This is a genomic window from Actinoplanes sp. ATCC 53533, assembly GCF_003947245.1.
The window spans coordinates 1-21,729 of record NZ_QHHV01000136.1 but is presented as its reverse complement, the minus strand read 5'-3'; the positions used below and the strand labels follow the sequence as shown (position 1 = coordinate 21,729).

23 protein-coding genes are annotated in these 21,729 nt (G+C 71.5%); 13 read left to right on the top strand and 10 right to left on the bottom strand.

Annotation, left to right across the window (positions count from 1 at the left end; all coding sequences use genetic code 11):
* Positions 1–48 precede the first annotated feature (48 nt).
* From DMB66_RS38015 to DMB66_RS38005, 3 genes are all read left to right on the top strand, one after another.
* The gene (locus DMB66_RS38015) at positions 49–849 is read left to right on the top strand and encodes an LLM class flavin-dependent oxidoreductase (protein ID WP_233625129.1); all 801 of its coding nucleotides are present in this window, start codon (positions 49–51) and stop codon (positions 847–849) included.
* Positions 846–2,000 carry an epoxide hydrolase family protein gene (locus DMB66_RS38010; protein WP_125808971.1) on the top strand — a complete coding sequence of 385 codons (1,155 nt, stop codon included), beginning with the start codon at positions 846–848 and terminating at the stop codon, positions 1,998–2,000. The genes DMB66_RS38015 and DMB66_RS38010 overlap by 4 nt, the downstream gene beginning before the upstream one ends.
* Positions 2,001–2,219: 219 nt before the next feature.
* A complete protein-coding gene (locus tag DMB66_RS38005; RefSeq protein WP_125808970.1) occupies positions 2,220–2,744 on the top strand; it encodes a carboxymuconolactone decarboxylase family protein in 525 nt (174 codons plus the stop codon).
* A 19-nt stretch (positions 2,745–2,763) separates the two neighbouring features.
* Here the strand turns inward: DMB66_RS38005 and DMB66_RS65345 are convergent, their stop codons facing one another.
* On the bottom strand, positions 2,764–2,886 hold the full coding sequence (locus DMB66_RS65345; protein WP_255441214.1) for a hypothetical protein: 123 nt from the start codon (positions 2,884–2,886) through the stop codon (positions 2,764–2,766).
* 363 nt (positions 2,887–3,249) lie between these two features.
* Here DMB66_RS65345 and DMB66_RS38000 point away from each other — a divergent pair, with 363 nt between their 5' ends.
* Complete coding sequence (locus DMB66_RS38000) at positions 3,250–4,059, top strand: SGNH/GDSL hydrolase family protein (protein ID WP_158647504.1); 810 nt, start codon at positions 3,250–3,252, stop codon at positions 4,057–4,059.
* Between the two features lie 38 nt (positions 4,060–4,097).
* Here the strand turns inward: DMB66_RS38000 and DMB66_RS37995 are convergent, their stop codons facing one another.
* From DMB66_RS37995 to DMB66_RS37985, 3 genes are read right to left on the bottom strand one after another with little or no spacing between them, the layout of a single operon-like run.
* Positions 4,098–4,478 carry an MmcQ/YjbR family DNA-binding protein gene (locus DMB66_RS37995; protein WP_125808968.1) on the bottom strand — a complete coding sequence of 127 codons (381 nt, stop codon included), beginning with the start codon at positions 4,476–4,478 and terminating at the stop codon, positions 4,098–4,100.
* Positions 4,479–4,518: 40 nt separating this feature from the next.
* Complete coding sequence (locus DMB66_RS37990) at positions 4,519–5,166, bottom strand: hypothetical protein (RefSeq protein ID WP_125808967.1); 648 nt, start codon at positions 5,164–5,166, stop codon at positions 4,519–4,521.
* 32 nt (positions 5,167–5,198) lie between these two features.
* Positions 5,199–8,129 (bottom strand): LuxR family transcriptional regulator, encoded by a 2,931-nt coding sequence (locus DMB66_RS37985; protein WP_125808966.1) that lies wholly within the window; start codon positions 8,127–8,129, stop codon positions 5,199–5,201.
* A gap of 111 nt (positions 8,130–8,240) precedes the next feature.
* Between DMB66_RS37985 and DMB66_RS37980 the strand changes: the two genes are divergently transcribed.
* Positions 8,241–8,489, top strand: a complete 249-nt coding sequence (locus DMB66_RS37980; RefSeq protein ID WP_125808965.1) for an SCO4226 family nickel-binding protein — start codon at positions 8,241–8,243, stop codon at positions 8,487–8,489.
* Positions 8,490–8,533: 44 nt separating this feature from the next.
* Here the strand turns inward: DMB66_RS37980 and DMB66_RS37975 are convergent, their stop codons facing one another.
* From DMB66_RS37975 to DMB66_RS37965, 3 genes are all read right to left on the bottom strand, one after another.
* Positions 8,534–9,481, bottom strand: a complete 948-nt coding sequence (locus DMB66_RS37975; RefSeq protein ID WP_233625128.1) for an intradiol ring-cleavage dioxygenase — start codon at positions 9,479–9,481, stop codon at positions 8,534–8,536.
* Positions 9,482–9,708: 227 nt separating this feature from the next.
* On the bottom strand, positions 9,709–10,140 hold the full coding sequence (locus DMB66_RS37970; protein ID WP_233625127.1) for a GNAT family N-acetyltransferase: 432 nt from the start codon (positions 10,138–10,140) through the stop codon (positions 9,709–9,711).
* A gap of 29 nt (positions 10,141–10,169) precedes the next feature.
* Entirely contained in the window at positions 10,170–11,273 is a 1,104-nt protein-coding gene (locus tag DMB66_RS37965; RefSeq protein WP_255441213.1) for an acyltransferase family protein, read from the bottom strand.
* 206 nt (positions 11,274–11,479) lie between these two features.
* On the opposite strand from DMB66_RS37965, the gene DMB66_RS37960 reads away from it, so the two are divergent.
* The 3 genes from DMB66_RS37960 to DMB66_RS37950 all read left to right on the top strand — a co-directional run bounded on the left by DMB66_RS37960 (position 11,480) and on the right by DMB66_RS37950 (position 13,892).
* Positions 11,480–12,511, top strand: a complete 1,032-nt coding sequence (locus tag DMB66_RS37960) for a LacI family DNA-binding transcriptional regulator (protein WP_125808962.1) — start codon at positions 11,480–11,482, stop codon at positions 12,509–12,511.
* Positions 12,512–12,577: 66 nt separating this feature from the next.
* A complete protein-coding gene (locus DMB66_RS37955; RefSeq protein WP_125808961.1) occupies positions 12,578–12,931 on the top strand; it encodes a hypothetical protein in 354 nt (117 codons plus the stop codon).
* A gap of 4 nt (positions 12,932–12,935) precedes the next feature.
* Positions 12,936–13,892 carry a DNA polymerase domain-containing protein gene (locus DMB66_RS37950; RefSeq protein ID WP_125808960.1) on the top strand — a complete coding sequence of 319 codons (957 nt, stop codon included), beginning with the start codon at positions 12,936–12,938 and terminating at the stop codon, positions 13,890–13,892.
* A gap of 36 nt (positions 13,893–13,928) precedes the next feature.
* On the opposite strand, the gene DMB66_RS37945 is transcribed toward DMB66_RS37950, so the two are convergent.
* The 3 genes from DMB66_RS37945 to DMB66_RS37935 form a co-directional block, all read right to left on the bottom strand.
* On the bottom strand, positions 13,929–14,672 hold the full coding sequence (locus DMB66_RS37945) for an SDR family NAD(P)-dependent oxidoreductase (protein ID WP_125808959.1): 744 nt from the start codon (positions 14,670–14,672) through the stop codon (positions 13,929–13,931).
* 108 nt (positions 14,673–14,780) lie between these two features.
* Positions 14,781–15,272 carry an SRPBCC family protein gene (locus DMB66_RS37940; RefSeq protein ID WP_125808958.1) on the bottom strand — a complete coding sequence of 164 codons (492 nt, stop codon included), beginning with the start codon at positions 15,270–15,272 and terminating at the stop codon, positions 14,781–14,783.
* 48 nt (positions 15,273–15,320) lie between these two features.
* Complete coding sequence (locus DMB66_RS37935; protein WP_233625125.1) at positions 15,321–15,863, bottom strand: hypothetical protein; 543 nt, start codon at positions 15,861–15,863, stop codon at positions 15,321–15,323.
* Between the two features lie 130 nt (positions 15,864–15,993).
* On the opposite strand from DMB66_RS37935, the gene DMB66_RS37930 reads away from it, so the two are divergent.
* The 5 genes from DMB66_RS37930 to DMB66_RS37910 all read left to right on the top strand — a co-directional run.
* Positions 15,994–16,212: a hypothetical protein gene (locus DMB66_RS37930; RefSeq protein ID WP_125808957.1), complete on the top strand. Its 219-nt coding sequence runs from the start codon at positions 15,994–15,996 to the stop codon at positions 16,210–16,212.
* 5 nt (positions 16,213–16,217) lie between these two features.
* Positions 16,218–17,330: a sensor histidine kinase gene (locus DMB66_RS37925; RefSeq protein WP_125808956.1), complete on the top strand. Its 1,113-nt coding sequence runs from the start codon at positions 16,218–16,220 to the stop codon at positions 17,328–17,330.
* A 2-nt stretch (positions 17,331–17,332) separates the two neighbouring features.
* Positions 17,333–17,989 (top strand): response regulator transcription factor, encoded by a 657-nt coding sequence (locus DMB66_RS37920; RefSeq protein ID WP_125808955.1) that lies wholly within the window; start codon positions 17,333–17,335, stop codon positions 17,987–17,989.
* Between the two features lie 10 nt (positions 17,990–17,999).
* On the top strand, positions 18,000–18,527 hold the full coding sequence (locus DMB66_RS37915; protein WP_125808954.1) for an adenylate kinase: 528 nt from the start codon (positions 18,000–18,002) through the stop codon (positions 18,525–18,527).
* Between the two features lie 221 nt (positions 18,528–18,748).
* Positions 18,749–21,729, top strand: a 2,981-nt coding sequence (locus DMB66_RS37910; RefSeq protein WP_125808953.1) for a GH92 family glycosyl hydrolase, incomplete at its 3' end; no start/stop codon positions are given.

Below are 21,729 nucleotides of genomic sequence, written 5' to 3'. Positions count from 1 at the left end.
GGTGATCAGCTGTCCGGAGCCACCGGGCCCGCGCTGATGAGATCCGGCGTGATCCTGCCGGGTGGCACCGCCCCTCAACAGCTGGAGCAGGCCATCCTCGCCGAAGAAGCGGGCTGGGACGGGGTGTTCGTGTGGGAGGCCGCGTCCGGCGTGGACGCCTGGAGCCTGCTCGCCGCGATCGCCGCCGCCACCACCCGGATCCGGCTCGGCACCATGCTGACCCCGCTGCCCTGGCGACGCCCGTGGAAGGTGGCGAGCCAGGTCGCGACCGTCGACCAGCTCTCCGACGGCCGGGCGGTGCTCGGCATCGGCGTGGGCGCGCTCACGACCGACCTGCCGGTCACCGGCGAGGTCACCGACCTGCGCGAGCGCGCGGCCATGATGGACGACGGCATCGATCTCATGCGGGCGCTGTGGGCCGGCCGCACCAGCTATCACGGCCCGCACTACGACTATGAGGTGGAGCGCGACGACCTGGCCCAGGTGGGCCGCCCGGTGCAGGAGCGGATCCCCATCTGGGTCGTGGCGGTGTGGCCGCGACCAAAATCCCTGCGCCGGGCGCTGCGGTGCGACGGAGTCATCCCCGGCCACGACGGCGGCCCCGAGGAGATCCGCGCGATGCGGGCCTGGCTGACCGAGCACGGGGCGCCGCCCGGCCTGGACATCCTGGCCGAGGGCGAGACGCCCGCCGACGATCCCACGGCCGCCTGGGCAGCGGTGACCCCGTGGGCCGAGGCGGGCTGCACGTGGTGGATGGAGACCCGCTGGGAGATGCCCCACCACAGCGCCGAACGGATGCGGGAGATCCGGAAGCGCATCGCGGCCGGGCCACCAAGCCGGCCGGCGTGATCACACCGTTCGAGATCCGGGCCGGCGACGACGTGCTCGCTGATCTGCGCGAGCGACTACGACGGACCCGCTGGCCCGAGCCCGCCACGGCCGACGGCTGGGCACAGGGCGTGCCGTTGGCGGAGCTGCGGGCATTGTGCGCGTACTGGGCGGACGGGTACGACTGGCGGGCGGCCGAGACCCGGCTCAACCGGATGCCTCAGTTCCGGACGGTCGTCGACGGCCTCGGCATCCACTTCGTGCACGCGCGGTCGCCGCATCCCGGGGCCGTGCCGCTGATACTCACCCACGGCTGGCCCGGCTCGATCGCGGAGTTCGCCAAGGTGATCGGTCCGCTCACCGATCCGGTCGCGCACGGCGGCGAGGCCACGGACGCCTTCCATGTGGTCTGCCCGTCGCTGCCCGGGTACGGCTTCAGCGACCGCCCGGCCGAGCGGGGCTGGACGGTCGAGCGGACCGCCTCGGCGTGGGCGCAGCTCATGGAGCGATTGGGATACCCGCGATTCGTGGCGGCGGGCCATGACTGGGGCACCAGCATCAGCACGAGCATCGCCCAGCAGCATCCCGAGAGGATCATCGGCATCCACCTCATACCGCCGTTGGTGTCACCCGACCCTGCGACGCTCGGCGCGCTCACTGAGGCAGAGCAGGCGGCGTTGCGCGATCTCGAAGCCTCGGGTGAGAGCGGCGACGGATATTCGCTCGAGCAGTCGACGAGGCCTCAGACGATCGGCTACGGACTGGTCGACTCCCCCGCCGCGCTGGCCGCCTGGATCATCGAGAAGTTCCAGTCGTGGACCGACTGCGACGGTGACCTGTCGACGATCCTGACGCGCGACGAGTTGCTCGACAACCTGATGCTCTACTGGCTGCCGGGCACGGGCGCGTCGGCAGCCCGGCTGTACTGGGAGAGCTTTCGAGCGGTCCAGGCCCGGTTCCGACTCGGCACCACCGACCTGGTGGAGGTGCCGACGGCCTGCTCGATCTTCCCGAAAGAAAACCCGAGACCGTCGCAGCGGTGGGCAGCGCGGCGATTCACCGACATCCGCTACTGGGGCGAGCCGTCCCGCGGCGGCCACTTCGCGGCGATCGAGCAGCCGGCACTGTTCGTCGCGGAGCTCCGGGCAGGCTTGCGAGCGGTGCGGCGATGAGGCGAGGCGGTGCGGCGAGGCGATGAGGCGAGGCGATCAGGCGGTGCGGCGAAGCAGTGCGGCGATAGAGGAGGCGGAGCCACGCGATAGGCGGAGCCACGCCATAGGCGGGGCGGCTCGTCGGCCGGCTTGACCCGCGGCGCTGCCGGCCGCAGCGGTCCTAGCAATGTGGACGTAGGTGTACTGGACAGGCCGGCCGCCGCGACGCACGATGGCTGTGTGCCGCACATCAAGCTGCCGGATCTGCCCGGCATCGTCGGGCTCCTGGCCCGGTTTCCGCAGACCGCCGGCCCGCTCAACGGCCTGGCCGACGCGTTGCTCCGTGGGCCTTCGCCGCTGACGCCCGGCGAGCGCGAGGCCATCGCCGCCTATGTGTCGAGCCGTAACGAGTGTGCCTTCTGCAGCGGCGTCCACGGCGCGGTCGCGACTCACTTGCTGCATCAGGAGGGCCGGACAGCCGAGCACGCGGAGACAGACCCGAAGATGCGGGCGCTGCTGACGATCGCGGAGAAGGTGCGCGTGGACGGCCGCAGCGTCAGCCACGCGGACATCGCCCTCGCCCGCGAAAACGGCGCCGACGACAAGACTCTTCACGACACGGTGCTGATCGCGGCGGCCTTCTCGATGTACAACCGGTACGTCGACGGCCTGGCGACGCTCGCGCCGGATCAGCCCGAGGTGTATGCGCGGCATGCCAAGAATCTGGCCGAGGGCGGCTACCTGACGCTCCCCAACGCCGACTAGACGGTCGATTCCACGGCGGTCAGTGGTCGCACGCGGTCACGGAACGCATGATCGGTTGGCCGGTGTGCCAGGTGTGCCAGGTGTGCCAGGTGTGCCAGGTGTGCCAGGTGTGCCAGATCCCGGCGGGCACGCAGCCGACCACGCCACAGGATCCGCATCGGCTCGCCGAACCGGAATCAACATGGATGCGCACGGGCACGGAGCCAACCACGCCGCCACAAGATCCGCACCGGATTGCCAACCCTCGATCAACATTGATTCGCTCCCGGCCGAGATAGGCGAGCCCTGGCTCAGCGACGACCAGATCATCGCCTTCGCGGAGGGCATTACCGTCACCGACGAAGCGACCCGATCGGAGGCACGCCTCCCCGGTGCGCGGTCAGGCCGGTCGAGCGCTGCACGATCGTCCCCAAGAGACCGGCGACAGGGGCAGGACCCTTGCCGGTGGAATCAGCGGCGATACATGATTCCGTTTCACGATAACCCTCCCAAACCTAGGGAAAACATGCGTAAAGCACCATCCCTTCTCGCCGCCGCCCTGATGGCCGCGGTCGCGTCGGTCGCCCTCGCCGGGCCCGCACATGCCGCCGTCGCCCCCGGCGAGTACGTCGCTCTCGGCGACTCCTACGCTTCCGGCGTCGGCGCCTACCCGTACCTCGCGGCCAGCGGCGCCTGCAAGCAGAGCCCGAACAGCTATCCCCGGACCTGGGCCAAGAACCATCCCGCGTTCACGCTCAAGGACATGACCTGCAGCGGCGCCACCATCGCCGATGTGCGCGCCAAGCAGGTCGGCGCCCTGAGCAAGGCGACCACGCTCGTGACGATCACCGTCGGCGGTAACGACGCCCACTTCACCGACACCGCCACCACCTGCCTCACCGGCACCGACGACGCCTGCGTCGAGGCCGCTTTCTCCAGCGCCTGGGCCTCCGTCCTTGTGGTGCCCTCCTACCTGGAAGACCTCTACAACGATGTCAAGAAGCGCGCGCCGAACGCCCGGGTCATCGTCATGGGTTACCCCCGCCTGATCGACGCCGGCAGCGGCAGCTGCGGCGCGATCACCCCCAGCGCGACCAAACGGGAGTGGCTGAACTACGCCGCCGACAAGTCCGCCGAGGGCATCAAGTCGGCCGCGGACAAGGCGGGCGTGACATACGTCGACGTCCGGAACGGCTTCACCGGTCACCAGGCCTGCAGCGCCACGCCATGGATCAACGGCGTCGATCTGAACCACTACAGCGAGATCTTCCACCCCAACTACACCGGCCACGCCGGGGTCTACACCTACCTGCTCACCGTCCACACCATGGCCTGATCAGGAGAAGCCGGAGGCGACGGGTCGTGGACAGGCAGTCAGATCTCGCGGCGGCCGGGATCCGGGTCGAGGTCGGGCAGTCCCGCGACGTAGGCCGCGGCCACGCGCTTGGGAACCACCATGCGCCAGGCGTCGATCACCAGCTCTTCCATCTGGCGGTGGTCGAGCTCCGCGAGCCAGGCCTGAACCCATTGGAAGCGCATGTCGGACGCGCTCGGCAGATGGAAGACCTGCGGCTGGGCGGCGACCAGCGACGCCCTCTCCTCCCTCGGGAAGCCGAAGCCCATGACCGTCTCGTCGCGGGAGAACGCCACGTAGACGATCTTGCCGACCCGGAACTTCACGCGGTCGTAGATCAGGTGCTCGGTGGTGCGGGGCAGCTTCGTCGCCACCTCGCGGACCTCTTGAACGGTGACCATGGGCGCACCCTAGCGCCGGGCTGTGACATTTCCCGGTGGATCAACAGGCGCGCGGGCGGGGCACCGACGGCAGGCGGGTCGTCTCCGGGGATTCGTCGTCCTCGGGCATCGACTCACGAACCTTGGCCCTGGCCACCCGGTCCGGCGTCAACCGGTACGTCGGCGCCTTGACCAGTTCGTCCGGCACGAAATGACGTCCACCGACATCATCCACCGACGGCGAGGGCGACGGCACGGCACCAGAAGCAGCTGGCCGCGGCACGGCACCAAAAGCAGCCGGCGACGACACAGCAGCGGAAACAGACGACCCCAGCGCAGCACCAGAAGCAGACGCAGGCGGAACGGCAGCGGGAACAGACGGCGGCGCGGCGGCGGCAGCAGGAGCAACCGAGAAGGAACCAGCAGCCGGCAGATCCATCGAAGGATCGGGCCGCACCCCCTCAGGTCGCACCTCACCGCCCGCCGAGGTCACGACCACCGTGCCCCGGACCGCCCGCCGGGGGCCGATCAACCGCGCCGCCAGGCTGAAGACGCTCCGGGTCGCCGTGTCGTATCCGTCCCGGTATGCCTCATCCCGGTCCAGCACCGTGCGATACCACTGGTGCAGCCGGCCGGCTGCGTATCCCAGGCAGGCCGTGAACGCGGCCAGCGCGGTGATGAGGAGGGCGTCGTTTCCGGGGGCGGTCATGGTCCGATTCTTGCCATTGCATAGACCGGTAGCTATAGCCCGTTTGACGTACCCCGATCGGTCGACAATCGCCGAGAATGTGTCGCAGCCCACGTCGCTATCTGGGCCCGGCGGGACGCCGCGAGCTTGGTCAAGATGTGCTCGACGTGCGCCGAGACCGTCTTCGGGGAAATCGACAACGCTGCTGCGATCTCCCGGTTGGTGGCGCCCTCCCCGATCAGGCCGGCGACCTCCATCTCCCGCGGGGTGAGCTGCGGCAACCCTGGCGCGGCCCGCGCAGGATGACCCGGCGCAGTCGACCCGGGTCGTCCCGGCGCGGCCGACGACGATTGCCCCGGCGCGGCCCGCGCGGATCGAGCGCCGGCGGGCAGCAGGACCACCGCCCCGGCCGCCTCGGCCTGGGCCGCCGCCTGGTCCGACAGCCGGGCCGCGTCCGCCGGGCGCCGGGAGCGGTGCGCGCACCGGGCCTGGTCCGACACTGCCTGCGTACCCTCCCAGAAGCGCCGCCGCCCCCGCCAGAACGCGGCGGCCCGCTCCAGCTCGGCCCGCGCCTTGCCGGTCTGTCCTTCATGCAGGTGCACCAGCCCGGCACCGTGGTCGATCGCCCCCAGCGTGCCCGGGATCTCCCGCTTGCCGAGCAGCGCCGCCGTCCGGGCCAGCCAGTCCCGGGCGCCGGTCAGGTCCCGAGTCGCCAGGTAGGCCCGGACCCCGGTCACCACGTACGGGAACAGATAGGCGGCGTCCCGGACCTTCGCCGACGCGCTGTAGCCGCGCTCGCACCAGCCGATCGCCTCGCCCGCCTCGCCGCGCAGCAGCGCGATCGAGGCCAGGCCCCACCAGGCCGGGGAGACCCGCTGCAGCTCGCCCATCGCCTCGCCGAGCGCGGCCGCCTCGCGCATGCTCTCCGCCGCCGCGTCCCAGCGGGCCCGCCCCAGCGCCACATAGCCCAGCACGTGCAGCGCCGTGATCCGGGTGGTGATGCCCCGCCCGTCGGCCAGCGCGCGGGTGGCGCCGGTCTCGGCCGCTTCCCACGAGCCCTCGGCCCAGTCCACGTGGGCCAGGTGGGCGGCCATGTAGTGCCGGTCGTTGAAGCGCTCGACCGACTCCGCGTACGCGATCCCCTCGGCCAGCCACCGCCGGGCCCGGTCGTATTCGACCAGCACCGACGCGGATGAGCCGAGCATCCGGTAGCCGCGGGCCGCCTCCGCCTCCAGGCCGCGGCGGCGAGCCCGGCCGATCGCGTTCGCCAGCATCTGCCAGCCCTCGTCCATCCGGCCGCCGAAGACCAGGATCGAGCCCAGCGTCCCGCCGAGGTGGCAGCGCAGCGGGTGGTCGCAGTCCTCGATCGAGAACGCCTCGGCCAGCACGCCCACCTCGGTGGCCTCCTCCAGCCGGCGGTCCAGCATGTAGGCCGCGGCCAGGGCCGCGTGCAGCCCGGCGCGGATCTCCTGGGCCCGCTCGCCGGAGTGCTCCGCGATCAGGTCGAGGCCCTCGCGCAGCAGGCGGGTGCGCTCGTCCAGGCCCGCGCCGAGCAGGTGCCGGACCGCGACGAGTTGCGGCACGAGATCGGCCGCGCTGAGCGCGTCCCCCAGCTCCAGACGCATCCGGTACGCCCGCAGCAACGTCTCCTCCGCATCGCTGTTCTCGTCGACCGCCGCGAGTTCGGCACCGAGCGACGTCAGCAGCGTGGCGTGCCCGGCCGCCGGGAGGTCGGCCGGCGCGGTCCGCAAGGCCCGCCGGTACAGCTCAACCGCCTCGCGGTGCGCCGACATCCGCACCGCCCCGGCCGCCGCGGTCACCGCACACCGGTGCGCCTCGGCGGGGCGGTGGGCGCGCTCGTACTGGTCGCTCACGAAGGCGTCGGAGAAGCCCGCCGCCAGCGCCGCCTCAGCCGCGCGGGCGTGCAGTTCGCGGCGGCGGAGCGGGGGCAGGTCGGCGTGCAGGGCGTCGCGGATCAGGGCGTGCCGGAAGTCGTAGGTGAACCCGTCGGGGTGCGGCTGGACGAAGAACCGCTCGGCCAGCTCGCGCAGCCCGGCGTCGATCGCGTCCGCGGGCTCGCCGGTGATCGCGGTGAGCAGGTCCACGTCGAAGGAGCGGCCGATCACCGACGCGGTGCCGGCCAGGGACCGGGCGGGCGCGCTCAGCGAGGCGGCCCGGGCCAGCACCGCGTCCGCGAGGGTGTCCGGCAGCGCCGCCGCCGCGCCGACCGTGGCGAGGAACTCCTCGACGTGCAGCGGGATGCCGTCGCTGCGGGCGAAGATCGCGCCGGTCACCGTGGCGGGCAGGACGGTGCCGGAGATCGCGGCGGCCAGGGCGGCGGTGTCCGCGGGGCTCAGCCGGGACAGCCGGGCCTCCTCGGCGTGCCGCTGATTGAGCAGCCGGGTGCGCCATTCGCGCATCGGGACCCGGGGGTAGAGCTCGTCGCTGCGGTATGTGCCGATGATGAGCATCGGCAGCGCGGGCAGCCGGTGGGCGAGCCGGGCCAGGGTCTGCAGGGTCAGGTCGTCCGCCCAGTGCAGGTCCTCACAGGTCAGCAGCACCGGCTGCGGCTCCGGCCCCGATCCGGTCATCAGCTGCGGCTGCGGCTGCGGCACCGATCCGGCACCGGCCTCGGCGAGCGCGTCGGCCAGGCCGGTCACGAGCAGGCGGCGCTGCCGGTGACTGTCGCCGTCGTGGGACTGGCCGAGGAGCTTCGCTGTGCGCGTACCGAATGCGGAGAGCGCGTCCGCGATCAGGCCGCCGGCGACGTCGGTGTCCGCGGGGAACGCGGCCACCCCGACCACCCGGAAACCGCGCGCCGCGGCCCGGCCGGCGATCTCGGTCAGCAGGCGGGTCTTGCCGATGCCGGCCTCGCCGGCGAGGAAGAGCAACTCGCCATGGCCGGCGGCGGTCGCCGTGAGCCGGCGGTCCGCGAGGGCCAGCAGGTCGTCGCGGCCGACCAGCACGTGGCTCGGGGCGCGCATGGCGTGACTCTAGGCCGACCCGGCCGGCCTTCCTAGGTGTAATGACCGATGTCCGACGGAGCCCGTCCGCGCAGGCTGGGGCCGGAAACCGAGCGGAGGGGGACGAGTTCGATGGCGAAGTTCATGGACGTGCACAGCGGGTTCCACGGGGTGACCTCGGCGGAGCTGGACGCGGCGCACGCCGCCGACCTGAAGATCGAGGCCGAGGAGGGGGTGCACTTCGAGCGGGCCTGGCTCGACCCGGAGCAGGGCAAGGTGTTCTGCCTGTCGACCGGGCCGAGCAAGGAAGCGGTGCAGCGGATCCACGAGCGGGCCGGGCATCCGACGACGGAGATCTACGAGCTGACCACCGAGGTGTGAACGGCGTCCCGCCCGGCCGGCCCCGGCCGGGCGGGACCATCCGGTCAGGAAGACGCGGGGCGCGGGGCGCCGGACGGCGGAGCGCCGCCACCACCGGCGGGGGCGTCGCCGCCGCCGGTCTCCTCGCCGGACGGGTCGATCGCGATCGCCAGCTTGGCGACGTAGCCGGCGGCGACGCTGCCGGTGACGGTGGCCAGCTCGGTGACGCCCGAGTCGTCGCCGAAGACGTTGTCGGTGGCGAGGCTGACCTGGCTCATGTTCGAGATGCTCTTGCTATAGCCGTCGGTCGCGTAGACGACGTCGGACACGTCCTCCGGGAGCGCGATCTGGGAGGTCTTGACGATGGGGCCGTCACCGCTGGTGGCGTTCGCCAGCGACGAGTACACCTCGAAGTGGATGTGCGGCCACCGGCCCGAGTAGCAGGCCGGGAAGATGCTGGTGAAGGTGGCGGTGCCGGTGGCGTCGGTCTCCTGGATCCCGCGCAGGTAGTTCTGGTCGGTGATCCCCTCGGAATACAGCGAGTAGTTGCCGTCCCGGTCGCAGTGCCAGGCGTAAACCGCCGCCCCGGTGATCGCCTTACCGGTGAGGTCGGACACGACGAGCGAGAACTCCAGCGGAACGCCCGCCGCGGTCCCGCTCGAACTACCGAACGACTTCCGGATGTCCTTGCGCACGATGCCCGACTCGGTCCGCACGTCGGGCCCATTCGAGCCGTCCGCCGGGTACGGCCCGGCCGTCTCCGAAGCGACCTCGGTAGCGGTGCCGGCGGCGGTGCTGGTGCTGGTGCTGGCACTGGCGCTGGCCGTCGACGTGCTCCCGGTGTCGGTCGTGCTGCCGCAGGCCGCCGTCCCGCCGACGATCGCCAGGGCGCCCGCCCCGCCGAAGGCGGCGAGCAGCCGGCGGCGGGACATGGTCCGCAGGTCGAACTGCAACCCCTTGTCATGCACCCGGCGCACGTATGCGGCGTTGTCCTGATCCCCTTGCTCCTGCACGATCGTCGCCTTTCCTCGCCCAATGTCTCCCAGTAGCCAACCAAGCCTCACTGTGCGTCATCTGTGTCTTCGCTGTGGGCGGGTTTTCAATGTCGGGCATGGTGACAGTGGGAACAGTGAGTCCGGGACACGTGGGACCGCCGGGCGGCTCGGTGTGCTGGATCAGGTGCCGGCCGACCTGGCCGGCGGAGCGGCGGCTGGCCCCCGAGGAGACCGTCCGCCGGCTCTCACGATGATCGGTAGCGGCGCAGCGTGACCGGGCTGCCGTCGGGCGCGGTCCAGCCGGCCGGGCCCGCGGCCACGAAGATCCAGCCGGTCCGCTCGTAATACGCGGCCGCGGCGTCGTTGGCCACCTCGAGGACGAGTTCGCCGCCGTGAGCCGACCGGGCCCGGTCGATCAGCTCCCCCGCGAGACCGGCCCCGCGCCGCCCCGGGCTCACGAAGAGCCTGCTCACCTCGCCCTCCCCGGTCACGATCGCGTGCCCGGCGACGGTCTCGCCGTCGACCGCGACCCACGCCCGGCGGGTGCCCGGCGGGGTGAGCCAGGCGACCGGGTCGGCGGGCCAGTTGAGCGGATAGCCGTCCCTCTCGTGCACCGCGCGCAACGTCGTCACGCAGGCCGGCAGGTCAGCGGGCTCTCTCGAGCGAATCACCGTCACCCGGCCGATCATATTGACCGGGCCGCTGCCTAGCCGGCGGCCACCGGGGTGGGAGCCTGCACCGCGACCGGGGGCTGCCGAGGCAGGCGCCGCTTCACGAACGGCGAGAAGCCCGGTGGCCGGCGGGCCGCGACGTCCTCGACCCAGCCGAGGACGAGCACGACCACGGCGAGCGCGGCGAGCGCGATGCTGAAGTCGACGGCACTCTCCAGGCCCTGGGTGGGGATCCGCCACAGCTTCAGCGGGTCGAAGAGCCAGACGGCGATGGTGATGGCCACGTTGTGCCACAGGTAGATGGTCACGGCCCGGTTGTTCACCATCGACACGAAGCCGGTCAGCGGCCGGGCCCGGGCGAGCCAGTCCATCCGCGGCGCCCAGCGCAGCAGCGCGAGCACGAAGCCGATCGAGAAGACCGCGTACGCGACCGGCAGGCCGGTCAGGTCCATCCCGGTGTCCGCGGGGTGCAGGTACGCCCAGCCGAGGCCGCCCGTGACGCAGGCGGCGGCCAGGCCCAGGACCACCGCGGGCCGGAGCTTGGCGAGATCGCCCTCGCGATGCGCGAAGCCGAGGATCCAGCAGGACCCGAACGCGAGCACGTTCTGCACGACCCAGCCGGCGGTGGTTCCGAAGGTGTCCGGGTACGCGGTCAGCAGCATCAGCCCGAACAGCGGCAGCAGCACGGTCGGCAGGTTCCACCGGCGGTAGAGCCGCAGCAGCAGCGGCGAGAGCAGGACCAGCCACAGGTAGGTGACCAGATACCAGAGCACCCCGGCGGCCGGATAGCCGAACTCGCTCGCCGGCGGGTCCGCGATCGGCAGGACCCAGAGCAGCAGGTGCGGCCACGACGGCCGGTCCGGCCAGCCGCGCTGGATCATCAGCGGTACGAGGATGAGCGCCATCACCCACAGCGCGGGCAGTAGCCGGCGGACCCGGCTGCGCACCGCCCGGGCCGCGGAACGGTCCAGCGACTTGACCATGAGCGAGCCGCCGAGGGCGAACATGACGCCCATCGACGGGAAGACCAACTCGAGCGCGGCGACCGGGAAGGCGTGGAACAGCACGACCCGGACGATGGCCACAGCACGCAGAGTGTCGAAGTACCGATCCCGTCCGGCGGCAATAGTGCCCGACATAACGCCTCCAACTACCATTCCTCGCCCGAACCAAAACGGTCAGAGACTACAGACAGTAGTGTTTTTGGGGATCTCCGCAGCGGTCCGAACGGCTGGTCCGCCGCGCCGTTCCGCCGGGCCGGGCCAGCCGCCCCGGTCGGCCTCGATGTCATAATTGCCGCCTGAGCCGCCTTCGCACCGCCCCCTCGCCCACAGTTCGGAGCACAATGCCCGCATCCCGGTCCGCCGTCGACGAAGCGGCCGCCCGCCGGCCGACGCTGACCCAGGTGGCCGCGCTGGCCGGGGTCAGCCTCAAGACGGCATCGCGGGCGCTGAACAGCGAGCCCAACGTGGCCGAGGACACCGGCCGCCGGGTTCGCGACGCGGCGGACCAGCTCGGCTATCGGCTCAACGGCATCGCGCGCGAGCTGCGCCGGGGTGCGACCTCGGCGCTGGTGGCGCTGATCAGCGGCGACCTGACCAACCCGTTCTACTCGGCCGTGGCCAGCGGCATCGAGCGCGAGCTGCGCCAGCACGGGCTGCAACTGGTGACCGCCAACAACGACGAGGACCCGGAGCTCGAACGGGCGCTGATCGACACCTTCCTCGAACGCCGGGTCCGGGCGCTGCTGCTGGTGCCGAGCGCGGACAGGCACGCATACCTGGCGATCGAGGGCAACCGCGGCGTGCCGTTCGTCTTCCTGGACCGGCCGCCGGACGGGGTCGCCGCCGACGTGGTGGTCATCGACAACGCGGGCGGGGCGCGGGCCGCCGCCGAGCATCTGCTCAGGGGCGGGCACCGGCGCATCGCGATGGTCGCCGACCTGGCCCGGACGGTGCCGCAGCGCGGGCGGATCGAGGGCTTCCAGGCGGCGATGCGCGCGGCCGGCAACACCGAGTGGGAGCCCTACCTGCGCACCGACGTGCACGACGTGCGGCGGGCCGAGGAGACGGTGCGGGAGCTGCTGGCGCTCGACCCGGCGCCGACCGCGCTGTTCACCACCAACAACCGGCTGACCACCGGCGCGCTGCGGGTGCTCAAGGACCGGCCGGACCCGCCCGCGCTGATCGGCTTCGACGACTTCGACCTGGCCGAGGTGATCGGCACGACGGTGGTGGCGCACGACGCGGTGGCGATGGGCCGGGAGGCGGCCCGGCTGGCGTACGAGCGCATCAGCGGGCTCGCGGTCCCGGCGCGATCGATCGTCATCTCCACCTCCGTCATCGCCCGCGGCAGCGGCGAGCGCCCGCCCCGCTGACCCGGCTGTTCACGATGCGGTGACGGAGCCGGGCATCCGGCCCGCAGCTCCCCTAGAGTGCTGCTTGTGACGTTGGAGATCGAGCGGGCGCCGCTGTCGCGCATCGACGTCGGGCTCAGGTCGGCGAGTGAGATCCGCGCGGACCGGCGGGCCGCCGCGCTGCGCACCGAGGTCGCGCTCAAGGTCACGCTCGTCACCCTGCTGTGGCTCGTCTCGGTGTCGCTGCTGGTCGGCTGGGGTCTCACCGGGCCCGAACGGGAGCCGGGCACCCTGCTGGTGGCGGCCCTGGTCGCGGTGGTGCTGCCGTTCGTGGGCGCGGTCATCGCCACCCGGCACGGCCAGTTCTTCCTCGGCGGCGTGTATGTGGTGCTGACCCTCGCGATGGTCCTTCCCGCGCTGAGCCTGGTGCGGGCAGGATGAGGCCATGGCGGACAAAGAGGAACGGGCCGGCGTACCCCTGACGAACCTGGACCAGGAGCTCTTCCCCGGCGCCGAGGCGACGAAGCGGGACCTGGTCGACTACCTCGACGCGGTGCACGATCCGATCCTCGGCGTCCTGCGCGACCGCCCGCTGTCGGTGATCCGGGTGCTGCGCGGGCAGGACAAGTTCATGCAGAAAAACCTCCCCAAGTACACGCCGGAGTGGGTGCCGCGAACGGCCGTGTGGGCCGAGGCGTCACACCGCGAGGTGCAGTACGCCCTCTGCAACGACCGCCGCACGCTGCTCTGGTTCGCCAACCAGCGAGCGGTCGAATATCACCCCACGCTCATGACGACCGCCGACCGCGACCATCCGAGCCACCTGATCATGGACCTGGACCCGCCGGAGGGCGCCGGCTTCGACGTCGTGATCCGGGCCGCCCACCTGGTGCGCCGGGCGCTGGCCGACTCCGGGCTGGCGGGTGCGGTGAAGACCAGCGGCGCCAAGGGCGTGCACATCTTCGTCCCGCTCGACGGCAGCGCCGCCACCTGGGACGTGGCCGCCGCGACCCGGGCCGTCGCGGCGCGCGCCGAACGCCTCGATCCCGAGCTGGCGACGACCGCGTTCATCCGCGAGGACAGGCACGGCAAGGTCTTCCTCGACGCGACCCGCTCCGGGGGCGCGAGCGTGGTGGCGGCGTACAGCCCGCGGGTGCGGCCCGGGTTGCCGGTGTCCTTCCCGGTGGGCTGGGAGGTGCTCGACGACGTGACACCAGCCGACTTCACCGTGCGGACGGCTCCGGAGCTGCTGAACGGCAGCGATCCGTGGACGGCGCACATGCCGGCGCCGCAGCCGCTGGACGCCGGGCTGGTCGCGGAGGGCCACACCATCCCGGTGGCCCGGGTGGCGGCCATGCACGAGGGCAAGCGCCGCGCCCGCGCGAAACGCGACGCGGACTGACCGCCCCCTGACCGCCCACCCGGGCCGCCGCACTCGTCAGACCGTGAATCCGCCGTCGACGTTGATCGTGGCCCCGGTGACGTACCGGGCGCCGTCACCGGCGAGGTAGGCGACCGCGGTCGCGATCTCGGCCGGCGTCCCGTAGCGGCCCAGCGCGGTGAAGCCGCTGATGGTGGCCGAGGCCGGGCCGTCGGCCGGGTTCAACTCGGTGTCGGTCGCGCCCGGGTTGACCAGGTTGACGGTGATGCCGCGCGGGCCGAGGTCCCGGCTGAGACCCTTGGTGAGACCCACCAGGGCGGTCTTGCTCATCGAATACAGCGAGAACCCCGGAAACACCGTCCGCTCCACCATGTTGCTGCCGATGGTGATGATCCGCCCGCCGTCGCCCATGTGCCGGGCCGCGGCCTTCGACGCGACGAACGGCGCCCGCACGTTGACCGCGATCGTCCGGTCGAACTCGGCCAGCCCGATTTCCTCCACCGGACCGACCAGGAACAGCGCCGCGTTGTTGACCAGGATGTCCAGCCGCCCGAACTCGGCGACCGCCCGGTCCACCACAGCGGTCACCGCCGCCGGATCCGCGCAGTCCACCCGCACCGCCAGCCCGCGGCGCCCGAAACCCTCGATCTCCTTCACCACGGCGGCGGCCCGATCGTCGCGGTGCTGATAGGTCAGCACCACATCGGCGCCGTCCTCGGCCAGCCGCGCCGCGACGCCGGCGCCGATGCCCCGGCTGCCACCCGTTACCAATGCCACCTTGCCGTCAAGAACCGTTGTCATGCCACCACAGTGATCGAGAACCGGACGCTGGTCTGGCGGCATTCAGACCTCGCGTTCACCCGATGATGAGCCGAGTCGCATTGACGGTGGTCTCGGGCAGACCGCGATTCAGCCCTTCGCCTCGCGGACGTCCTCTCCGTGCTCGGCGAATGCCTTGAAGTCCCGCATGTGCAGCAGCGACTGCTTGCGGAAGGCGCCGGGCATCAACAGCCCCACCAGCCGCATCAGCAAGCCGCTGAACCGGTACTCGTTTTCGCTCACCCAGAGCGTCGTCTCCGGGCCGGCTTCGGTCAGCCGCTCGCGCGCGGCGCTCCACATGCCCTCGCCGACGATCTCGCGGTCGAAATGGACGACGCTCTCCCTCGCGATCCCGTGCAGGTCCACCGGGTCCCGGCGCGTGATGGTCTCGGTGCCCTCGAACGTCTGCTGCCCCATCCGCAGCACCACCCGCGACTTGGTGCCGACCTGCCCGTGCGCCCCGCTCAGCGGCTCATGCAGCACCAGCCCTCGTAGCCACTTCGGCAGGTGTGCCGGGTCGGCGAGCAGCTGGGCCACCCTCTCCCGCGGCAGGGCGATCTCCATCGAGACGGTGTACTTCATGGCGGGGCCGCTCCAACTCTCGGGTGAAACGGAAGCACGCCAACAGTACTAACCCACGAGGTCGCGCCAGAAGGTGACGGTGGCCCGGCCCGGCTTCAGCGGTTCGCCGCCGAATTCGTGCCGGAGGTAGGCCGTCAGGTCGGCGCCGTAGCTGATGATGTCGGTCTGCATCACCGACAGCACCGGGTGCCCGGACGTGCCGCGCCCCGCCGGCAGGTAGCGGTGCGAATAGACCGGCACCAGCCGCGGGACGGTCATCAGCGAGCGGCGGGCGGCGGCCACGGCCTCGGCGGTCTCGGCCGGCTGCTGGCCCCAGCCCTCGTACCAGAAGCCGTTCTCCGCGACGTCGAAGAGCACCCCCTCCACCGGCAGGGCGAGCCTCTCGCGGAGCTGCCCGCGGTCGCCGTCGCGCCAGTCCGGCCAGCCTCGCCCGAACGGCAGGCCCGCGGCCAGGAAGGCACGGTGGTCGTCGGCGAAGGAGAATCCGAACTCCTGCTCGACCGCGGCGAGCTCCGAGGAGGTGAGCCCGGGACGGAGCGGGAAACGGCCGTAGGAGGCGAGCACGTCGGCGGCGGTGCCTTCGTTGATCACGCGGTCAGCCTAGAACGACGTACACCGATTGGTGTAGCCCCGTACTCCTGAGGAGTCGCCGCGAAAGACGGCGCCGGGACGACGCGGCGGGACCGCCGCCGGACCTAGTTTCGCTGCCATGACCGAGACCATGAGACGCCATTTGTACCTGCTCACCGCCGGGGTCGGCGCCCTGGCCGCGCTCGCCGCGCTGGACGTCGTGGCGGGACCACGACTGGGCATCGCCGACCATGAGACGCTCGTCTCGTTGGCCCGGCGGCTCACCCTGTGGGTGACGGCCGCCTTCCTCAGCTTCGTCGCATTGCGGCCGCTGCGCCCGCTGCGGCCGGTCACAGGGACGGGAAGGTGACCACCATGCCGCGCTCACTGCCCTGGGTCGCCGCGCTGCTGACCCTCGTCGGCATCCCGGCCGGCCTCGCCGTCACCGGTGGAAACCTGGACATCGTCATGACCGGCACGGTCGCGTTCTGGCTGTCCGCGCTGATGCTCCTGGTCGGCCGGTGGCCGCTCACCGTGCTGATCGTCAGCGTGTGCGGCACGATCGCCATGCACACGTCGCACCTGATCGGCGCCGGCTGGGCGTGGCCGTCGACCGCGGCCTTCGTGGCGCTTGCCCTCGTCGGGCGGCTGCGGGCGGCCGTGGCGATCGGCATCTTCACCATCGCGTACGGCCTGATCTGGGACGGTGTCGTCGAGCAGCTGCCGTCCGACCGGGTGCTCGGTCAGCTCGGTGGCGAGGCGCTCTGGCTGGCCGCGGCGCTGGCGGTCGCGCTGGCGTACCGCAGCACCCGGCGCTGGCAGGACGAGGTCGCGGCGCGGCTGCGGCAGTCGCTGCACGAGCAGGAGCTGGACGCGTTGCGGCGGCGCGCCGAGGAGCGCGTCGGCATCGCCCGGGATCTGCACGACGTGGTGTCGCACACGCTCGCCGTGGTGGGTGTGCACCTCAACGTGGCGCTGGACGCGTTCGACGAGGAGCCGGAGGAGGCGCGCGACGCCCTGCGGCTGGCCCAGGACGTCCGGGGCCGGGCGATGAGCGACCTGAAGTCGCTGGTGGACGTGCTGCGCGAGGGCAATCGGATCGAGACCCCGGCCGCCGGGCTGGAGGGGCTGGCCGGCCTGACCGATCAGGTGCGGGCCGCCGGGGTGGCGGTGAGCGTCACCGAGCTGGGCGAACGGCCCGAGGTGCCGGCGCCGGTAGCGACGGCGGTCTACCGCGTAGTGCAGGAGGCGCTGACGAACACGGTGCGCCATGCGGAAGCCACCCGGGTGACGGTGACCCTGCACTACACCCCGGCGAGCGTCACAGTGGAGGTCGCCGACGACGGCGCCGGCAACGCGGGGATCACGGAGGGGCACGGGATCATGGGGATGCGCGAACGGGTCGCGGCGCTGGGCGGAGCCTTGACCGCCGGGCCGGGGCCGGGTGCCGGTTTCACCGTCCGCGCGACGATCCCGATCGCGGCCTGAGCATGACCGTCTCCGTCCTGCTCGCCGACGACCAGCACCTGGTCCGGGCCGGCTTCCGCAGTCTGCTCAAGCGCGATCGGGAGATCGTGGTGGCCGGCGAGGCGGCCACCGGGGACGAGGCGGTGCGGACCGCCTGCACGCTGCGCCCGGACGTGGTGCTGATGGACATCCGGATGCCCGGCCTGGACGGGATCGCCGCGACCCGGCGGATCACGGCGGACCCGGAGCTGCGGGACTGCCGGGTGATCATCCTGACCACCTTCGAGACCGACGAGTACGTCTTCGCCGCGCTGGAGGCGGGCGCGAGCGGCTTCCTCACCAAGGAGATCGACCCGGACGGGCTGCGGCACGCCGTCCGGGTGGTGGCGGCCGGCGAGGCGCTGCTCTCGCCCAGTGTCACCCGCCGGGTGATCAGGCAGTTCGCCCACCGGCCGGCCGCGGTGCCGGCCGGTGGCGCGCGACTGGCGGCGCTGACCGCCCGCGAGCGTGAGGTGGTGAGCCTGGTCGCCACCGGGCTGTCCAACGAGGACATCGCCCGCGAGCTGGTGATCAGCCCGCTGACCGCGAAGACCCACATCACCCGGGCGATCGCCAAGCTCGGCGTCCGGGACCGGGTCCAGCTGGTGATCCTGGCGTACGGGGAAGGGCTGGTCGGCTAGCCTGTGCCGGATGCGCCGCATTCTCGTCTACGGGGTGACCGGATCCGGCAAGTCGACACTGGCGGCGCGGATCGGGCGGCGGCTGGAGTTGCCGTACCACTCGGTGGACGACCTCACCTGGGAGCCGGGGTGGGTCGCGGTGCCGGACGAGGTGCAGCGGGAGCGGATCGCGGCCATCTGCGCGACCGACTCCTGGGTGCTCGACTCGGCCTACAGCATCTGGAAGGACCTCCCGCTGGGCCGGGCCGACCTGGTCGTGGGGCTGGACTTCCCGCGATGGCGCTCGCTGGGCCGGCTGCTCCGGCGCACCGCGCGCCGGATCGTGCTGCGGACGGAGATCTGCAACGGCAACCGGGAGCGGATGCGCAACCTGTTCCTGTCCACGGACAACCTCGTCGTCTGGCAATTCCAGTCGTTCGGCCGCAAGCGGCGGCGGATGCGGGCCTGGCAGGCCGACCCGGCGATGCCGCCCGTGGTGTTGCTGCGCTCGCCCGCCGAGGTCGAGCGCTGGCTGGCCGAGCTGCCCCAGCACCGCTAAACGGACACGTTCGCACACAGGCCCCGCTCCGCCCGTTTGACCTTATGGGAAGGCCCGGATCAGGCGCAAGGGCAGGATAGCCGGTAAATTGACATCGATGTCAATCGTGAGCGTTCATGTGCGGTCGAAACCCTTGCGCATCGAGAGACTTAGAAGTGACGATGTGTCGGATCCCGTGAAACATCCCTAAGAGTAAGAAGCAGCCCCGAGAAGGAGACGGCATGCACCGGCCACGATGGGGTGTCGCCCTGTTATCCGTCACATTGGTCACGGCTGCGGCAGCCGTCGCCACGGGCGGTGCCGCCCTGGCGGCCGCCGCCGCCTCGTTCGGCTCGTCGTTCGAAACCGACGATCCCCAACCCACCTGGACCGACACGGTCGACGCGGCGGCCGGCAGCGACGGCGTCGACGGCAACCTGACCGTGGGAATGCCGGGCAGCCTGCGCGGCCACGTCACAGCCGTCGCGGTCAACGCGGAACCGATCAGCAACGAGGGCGGCGGCAACCTCAACGACGGCGACCCGGCCACCAAGTGGCTGGTCGACACCCCGACCAGCTGGGCGCAATACACGCTCGACGCCCCCGCCGAGGTCATCAAGTACGCGCTGACCTCCGCCAACGACGCGCCCGAGCGCGACCCACGGGACTGGACCCTGCAGGGCTCCGCCGACGGCACCACCTGGACCACGGTCGACACCCAGACCGGACAGGCCTTCACCGCCCGCTTCCAGACCAAGACCTACACCGTCGCCGACCCCGCCTCGTTTCCGATCTACCGGCTGACCATCACCGGGCACCCGTCCGGCAACCTCACCCAGCTCGCCGACCTCGAGCTCGCCGACGCCAACGTGACCCCGCCGCCGGCCGGGCCGATGCAGAGCCGGATCGGCCGGGGGCCGGGCAGTTCTCCCACCGCGAAGGCGGGCGTGGGCTACACCGGGCTCAGGGCGTTCCAGATCGCCGGCCGGCACACCGCCGAGGGCCGCGGCCACTCGGCCAACAAGGTCTTCGACGTCGACGTCGCGGTCACCGCCGACACCGAACTGTCCTACCTGGTGCTGCCGGAGTTCAACCGCGAGGACCTGTCGAACCCCGCCACGTACACCGCGGTCGACCTGGCCTTCACCGACGGCACCTTCCTGTCGGAGCTCAAGGCCGTCGACCAGAACGGCATCGTGGTCAGCGCCGCCGCGCAGGGCGCGTCGCAGACGCTCTACACCGGACAGTGGAACAAGCGGACCGCGCGGATCGGCGAGGTCGCGGCGGGCAAGACCGTCGACCGCATCCTGATCGCGTACGACAAGCCGAGCGGTCCCACCGCCTTCCGGGCCTGGTACGACGACATCGCGCTCGCCGAGGTCCCGGCGCCCCGGCCGAAGGAACACCTCTCGGAGTACGCGGAGACGCGCCGCGGCACGCAGTCGTCGGGTGACTTCTCCCGAGGCAACAACTTCCCCGCGACCGCGGTGCCGCACGGCTTCAACTTCTGGACCCCGGTCACCAACGCCGGCACCACGAATTGGCTGTACGAGTACCACCGCCAGAACAACGCCGCGAACCGCCCGACCCTGCAGGCCTTCTCCGCCAGCCACCAGCCCAGCCCGTGGATGGGTGACCGGCAGACCTTCCAGGTGATGCCGAGCGCCGCGAACGGCGTGCCCGACGCCGGCCGGGCCAACCGGGCGCTGGCCTTCGGCCACGAGAACGAGGTGGCGAAGCCGTACTACTACGGCGTCACCTTCGACAACGGGATCAAGACCGAGCTCGCGCCGACCGACCACGCCGCGCTGTTCGAGTTCACCTTCACCGGGGACAGCTCGAACCTCATCCTGGACAACGTCAACAACAACGCCGGGCTGACCGTCGACGCCGCGAACCGCACGGTCTCCGGCTGGTCGGACGTCAACAGCGGCGGCCTGTCCGCCGGCTGGACCCGGATGTTCATGTACGCCACCGTCGACGCCCCGGTCACCGCGAGCGGCATGCTGCCCACCGGCAACCGTCCGTCCACCGGCTACCTCAAGTTCGACACCACGCGGAACAAGACCGTGCGGATGCGGATCGCCACCTCGCTGATCAGCGTCGAGCAGGCCCGGCACAACCTGGACCTGGAGATCGCCGCCGACGCCACCCTGGCCTCGGTCCGGGACCAGGCCCAGGCGCTGTGGGACGCCAAGATGCGCACCGTCGAGGTCGAGGGCGCGTCCGCCGACCAGCTCACCACGCTCTACTCGAACCTGTACCGGCTGTTCCTCTACCCCAACTCCGGCTTCGAAAATACCGGCAGCGCCGCCCAGCCCGTCTACAAGCACACCGTGCAGTCCGCGGTGACCAGCCCGGCGAGCACGCCGACCCAGACCGGTGCCCCGGTCAAGGACGGCAAGGTCTACCTCAACAACGGCTTCTGGGACACGTACCGCACGACCTGGCCGGCGTACTCGCTGCTGACGCCGGGGCAGGCGGGCGAGATGGTCGACGGGTTCGTCCAGCAGTTCCGCGACGGCGGCTGGATCTCCCGCTGGTCGGCGCCGGGCTACGCCAACCTGATGGTCGGCACGAGTTCGGACGTGGCGTTCGCGGACGCGTACCTCAAGGGGGTGCCGGGTATCGACGCGGAGACGGCCTACCGGGCCGCGGTGCGGAACGCGACGGTCGCGCCGCCGAACGCCAACGTCGGCCGCAAGGGCCTGGCGAGCTCGATCTTCAAGCGCTACACGCCGAGCGACGCGACCGGGGAGGCGATGTCGTGGGCGATGGACGGCTACATCAACGACTACGGCATCGCGAACATGGCCGAGGCGCTGGCGAAGAAGGGCGGGCCCAAGGCCAAGGAGTACGCCGAGCAGGCCGAATACTTCCGCAACCGGGCACAGAACTACGTGACCATGTTCGACCCTTCGGTGGACTTCTTCCAGGGCAAGGACTCCGCGGGTGCCTGGCGCAACCCGCCGTCCACCTACGACCCGCGGGTCTGGGGCTACGACTACACCGAGACCGACGGCTGGAACATGGCGTTCCACGTGCCCCAGGACGGTCAGGGCCTGGCCAACCTGTACGGCGGCCGGGACGGCCTGGCCAAGAAGCTGGACAAGTTCTTCGCGACCCCGGAGACGGCCACCTTCTACGGTTCCTACGGCGGCCCGATCCACGAGATGTACGAGGCCCGCGACGTCCGGATGGGCCAGTACGGCCACAGCAACCA

Excerpts from the sequence above, each read along its gene's own strand:
- DMB66_RS37985 (WP_125808966.1), bottom strand. The coding sequence starts at position 8,129 with ATGCGCGCCCCGAGCCACGTGCTGGTCGGCCGCGACGACCTGCTGGCC.
- DMB66_RS38000 (WP_158647504.1), top strand. The coding sequence starts at position 3,250 with ATGCGTAAAGCACCATCCCTTCTCGCCGCCGCCCTGATGGCCGCGGTC.
- DMB66_RS37980 (WP_125808965.1), top strand. The coding sequence starts at position 8,241 with ATGGCGAAGTTCATGGACGTGCACAGCGGGTTCCACGGGGTGACCTCG.
- DMB66_RS37995 (WP_125808968.1), bottom strand. The coding sequence starts at position 4,478 with ATGGTCACCGTTCAAGAGGTCCGCGAGGTGGCGACGAAGCTGCCCCGC.
- DMB66_RS37960 (WP_125808962.1), top strand. The coding sequence starts at position 11,480 with ATGCCCGCATCCCGGTCCGCCGTCGACGAAGCGGCCGCCCGCCGGCCG.
- DMB66_RS37930 (WP_125808957.1), top strand. The coding sequence starts at position 15,994 with ATGAGACGCCATTTGTACCTGCTCACCGCCGGGGTCGGCGCCCTGGCC.
- DMB66_RS37950 (WP_125808960.1), top strand. The coding sequence starts at position 12,936 with ATGGCGGACAAAGAGGAACGGGCCGGCGTACCCCTGACGAACCTGGAC.
- DMB66_RS37990 (WP_125808967.1), bottom strand. The coding sequence starts at position 5,166 with ATGACCGCCCCCGGAAACGACGCCCTCCTCATCACCGCGCTGGCCGCG.
- DMB66_RS37945 (WP_125808959.1), bottom strand. The coding sequence starts at position 14,672 with ATGACAACGGTTCTTGACGGCAAGGTGGCATTGGTAACGGGTGGCAGC.
- DMB66_RS37965 (WP_255441213.1), bottom strand. The coding sequence starts at position 11,273 with ATGTCGGGCACTATTGCCGCCGGACGGGATCGGTACTTCGACACTCTG.
- DMB66_RS37940 (WP_125808958.1), bottom strand. The coding sequence starts at position 15,272 with ATGAAGTACACCGTCTCGATGGAGATCGCCCTGCCGCGGGAGAGGGTG.
- DMB66_RS37920 (WP_125808955.1), top strand. The coding sequence starts at position 17,333 with ATGACCGTCTCCGTCCTGCTCGCCGACGACCAGCACCTGGTCCGGGCC.
- DMB66_RS37925 (WP_125808956.1), top strand. The coding sequence starts at position 16,218 with ATGCCGCGCTCACTGCCCTGGGTCGCCGCGCTGCTGACCCTCGTCGGC.
- DMB66_RS37915 (WP_125808954.1), top strand. The coding sequence starts at position 18,000 with ATGCGCCGCATTCTCGTCTACGGGGTGACCGGATCCGGCAAGTCGACA.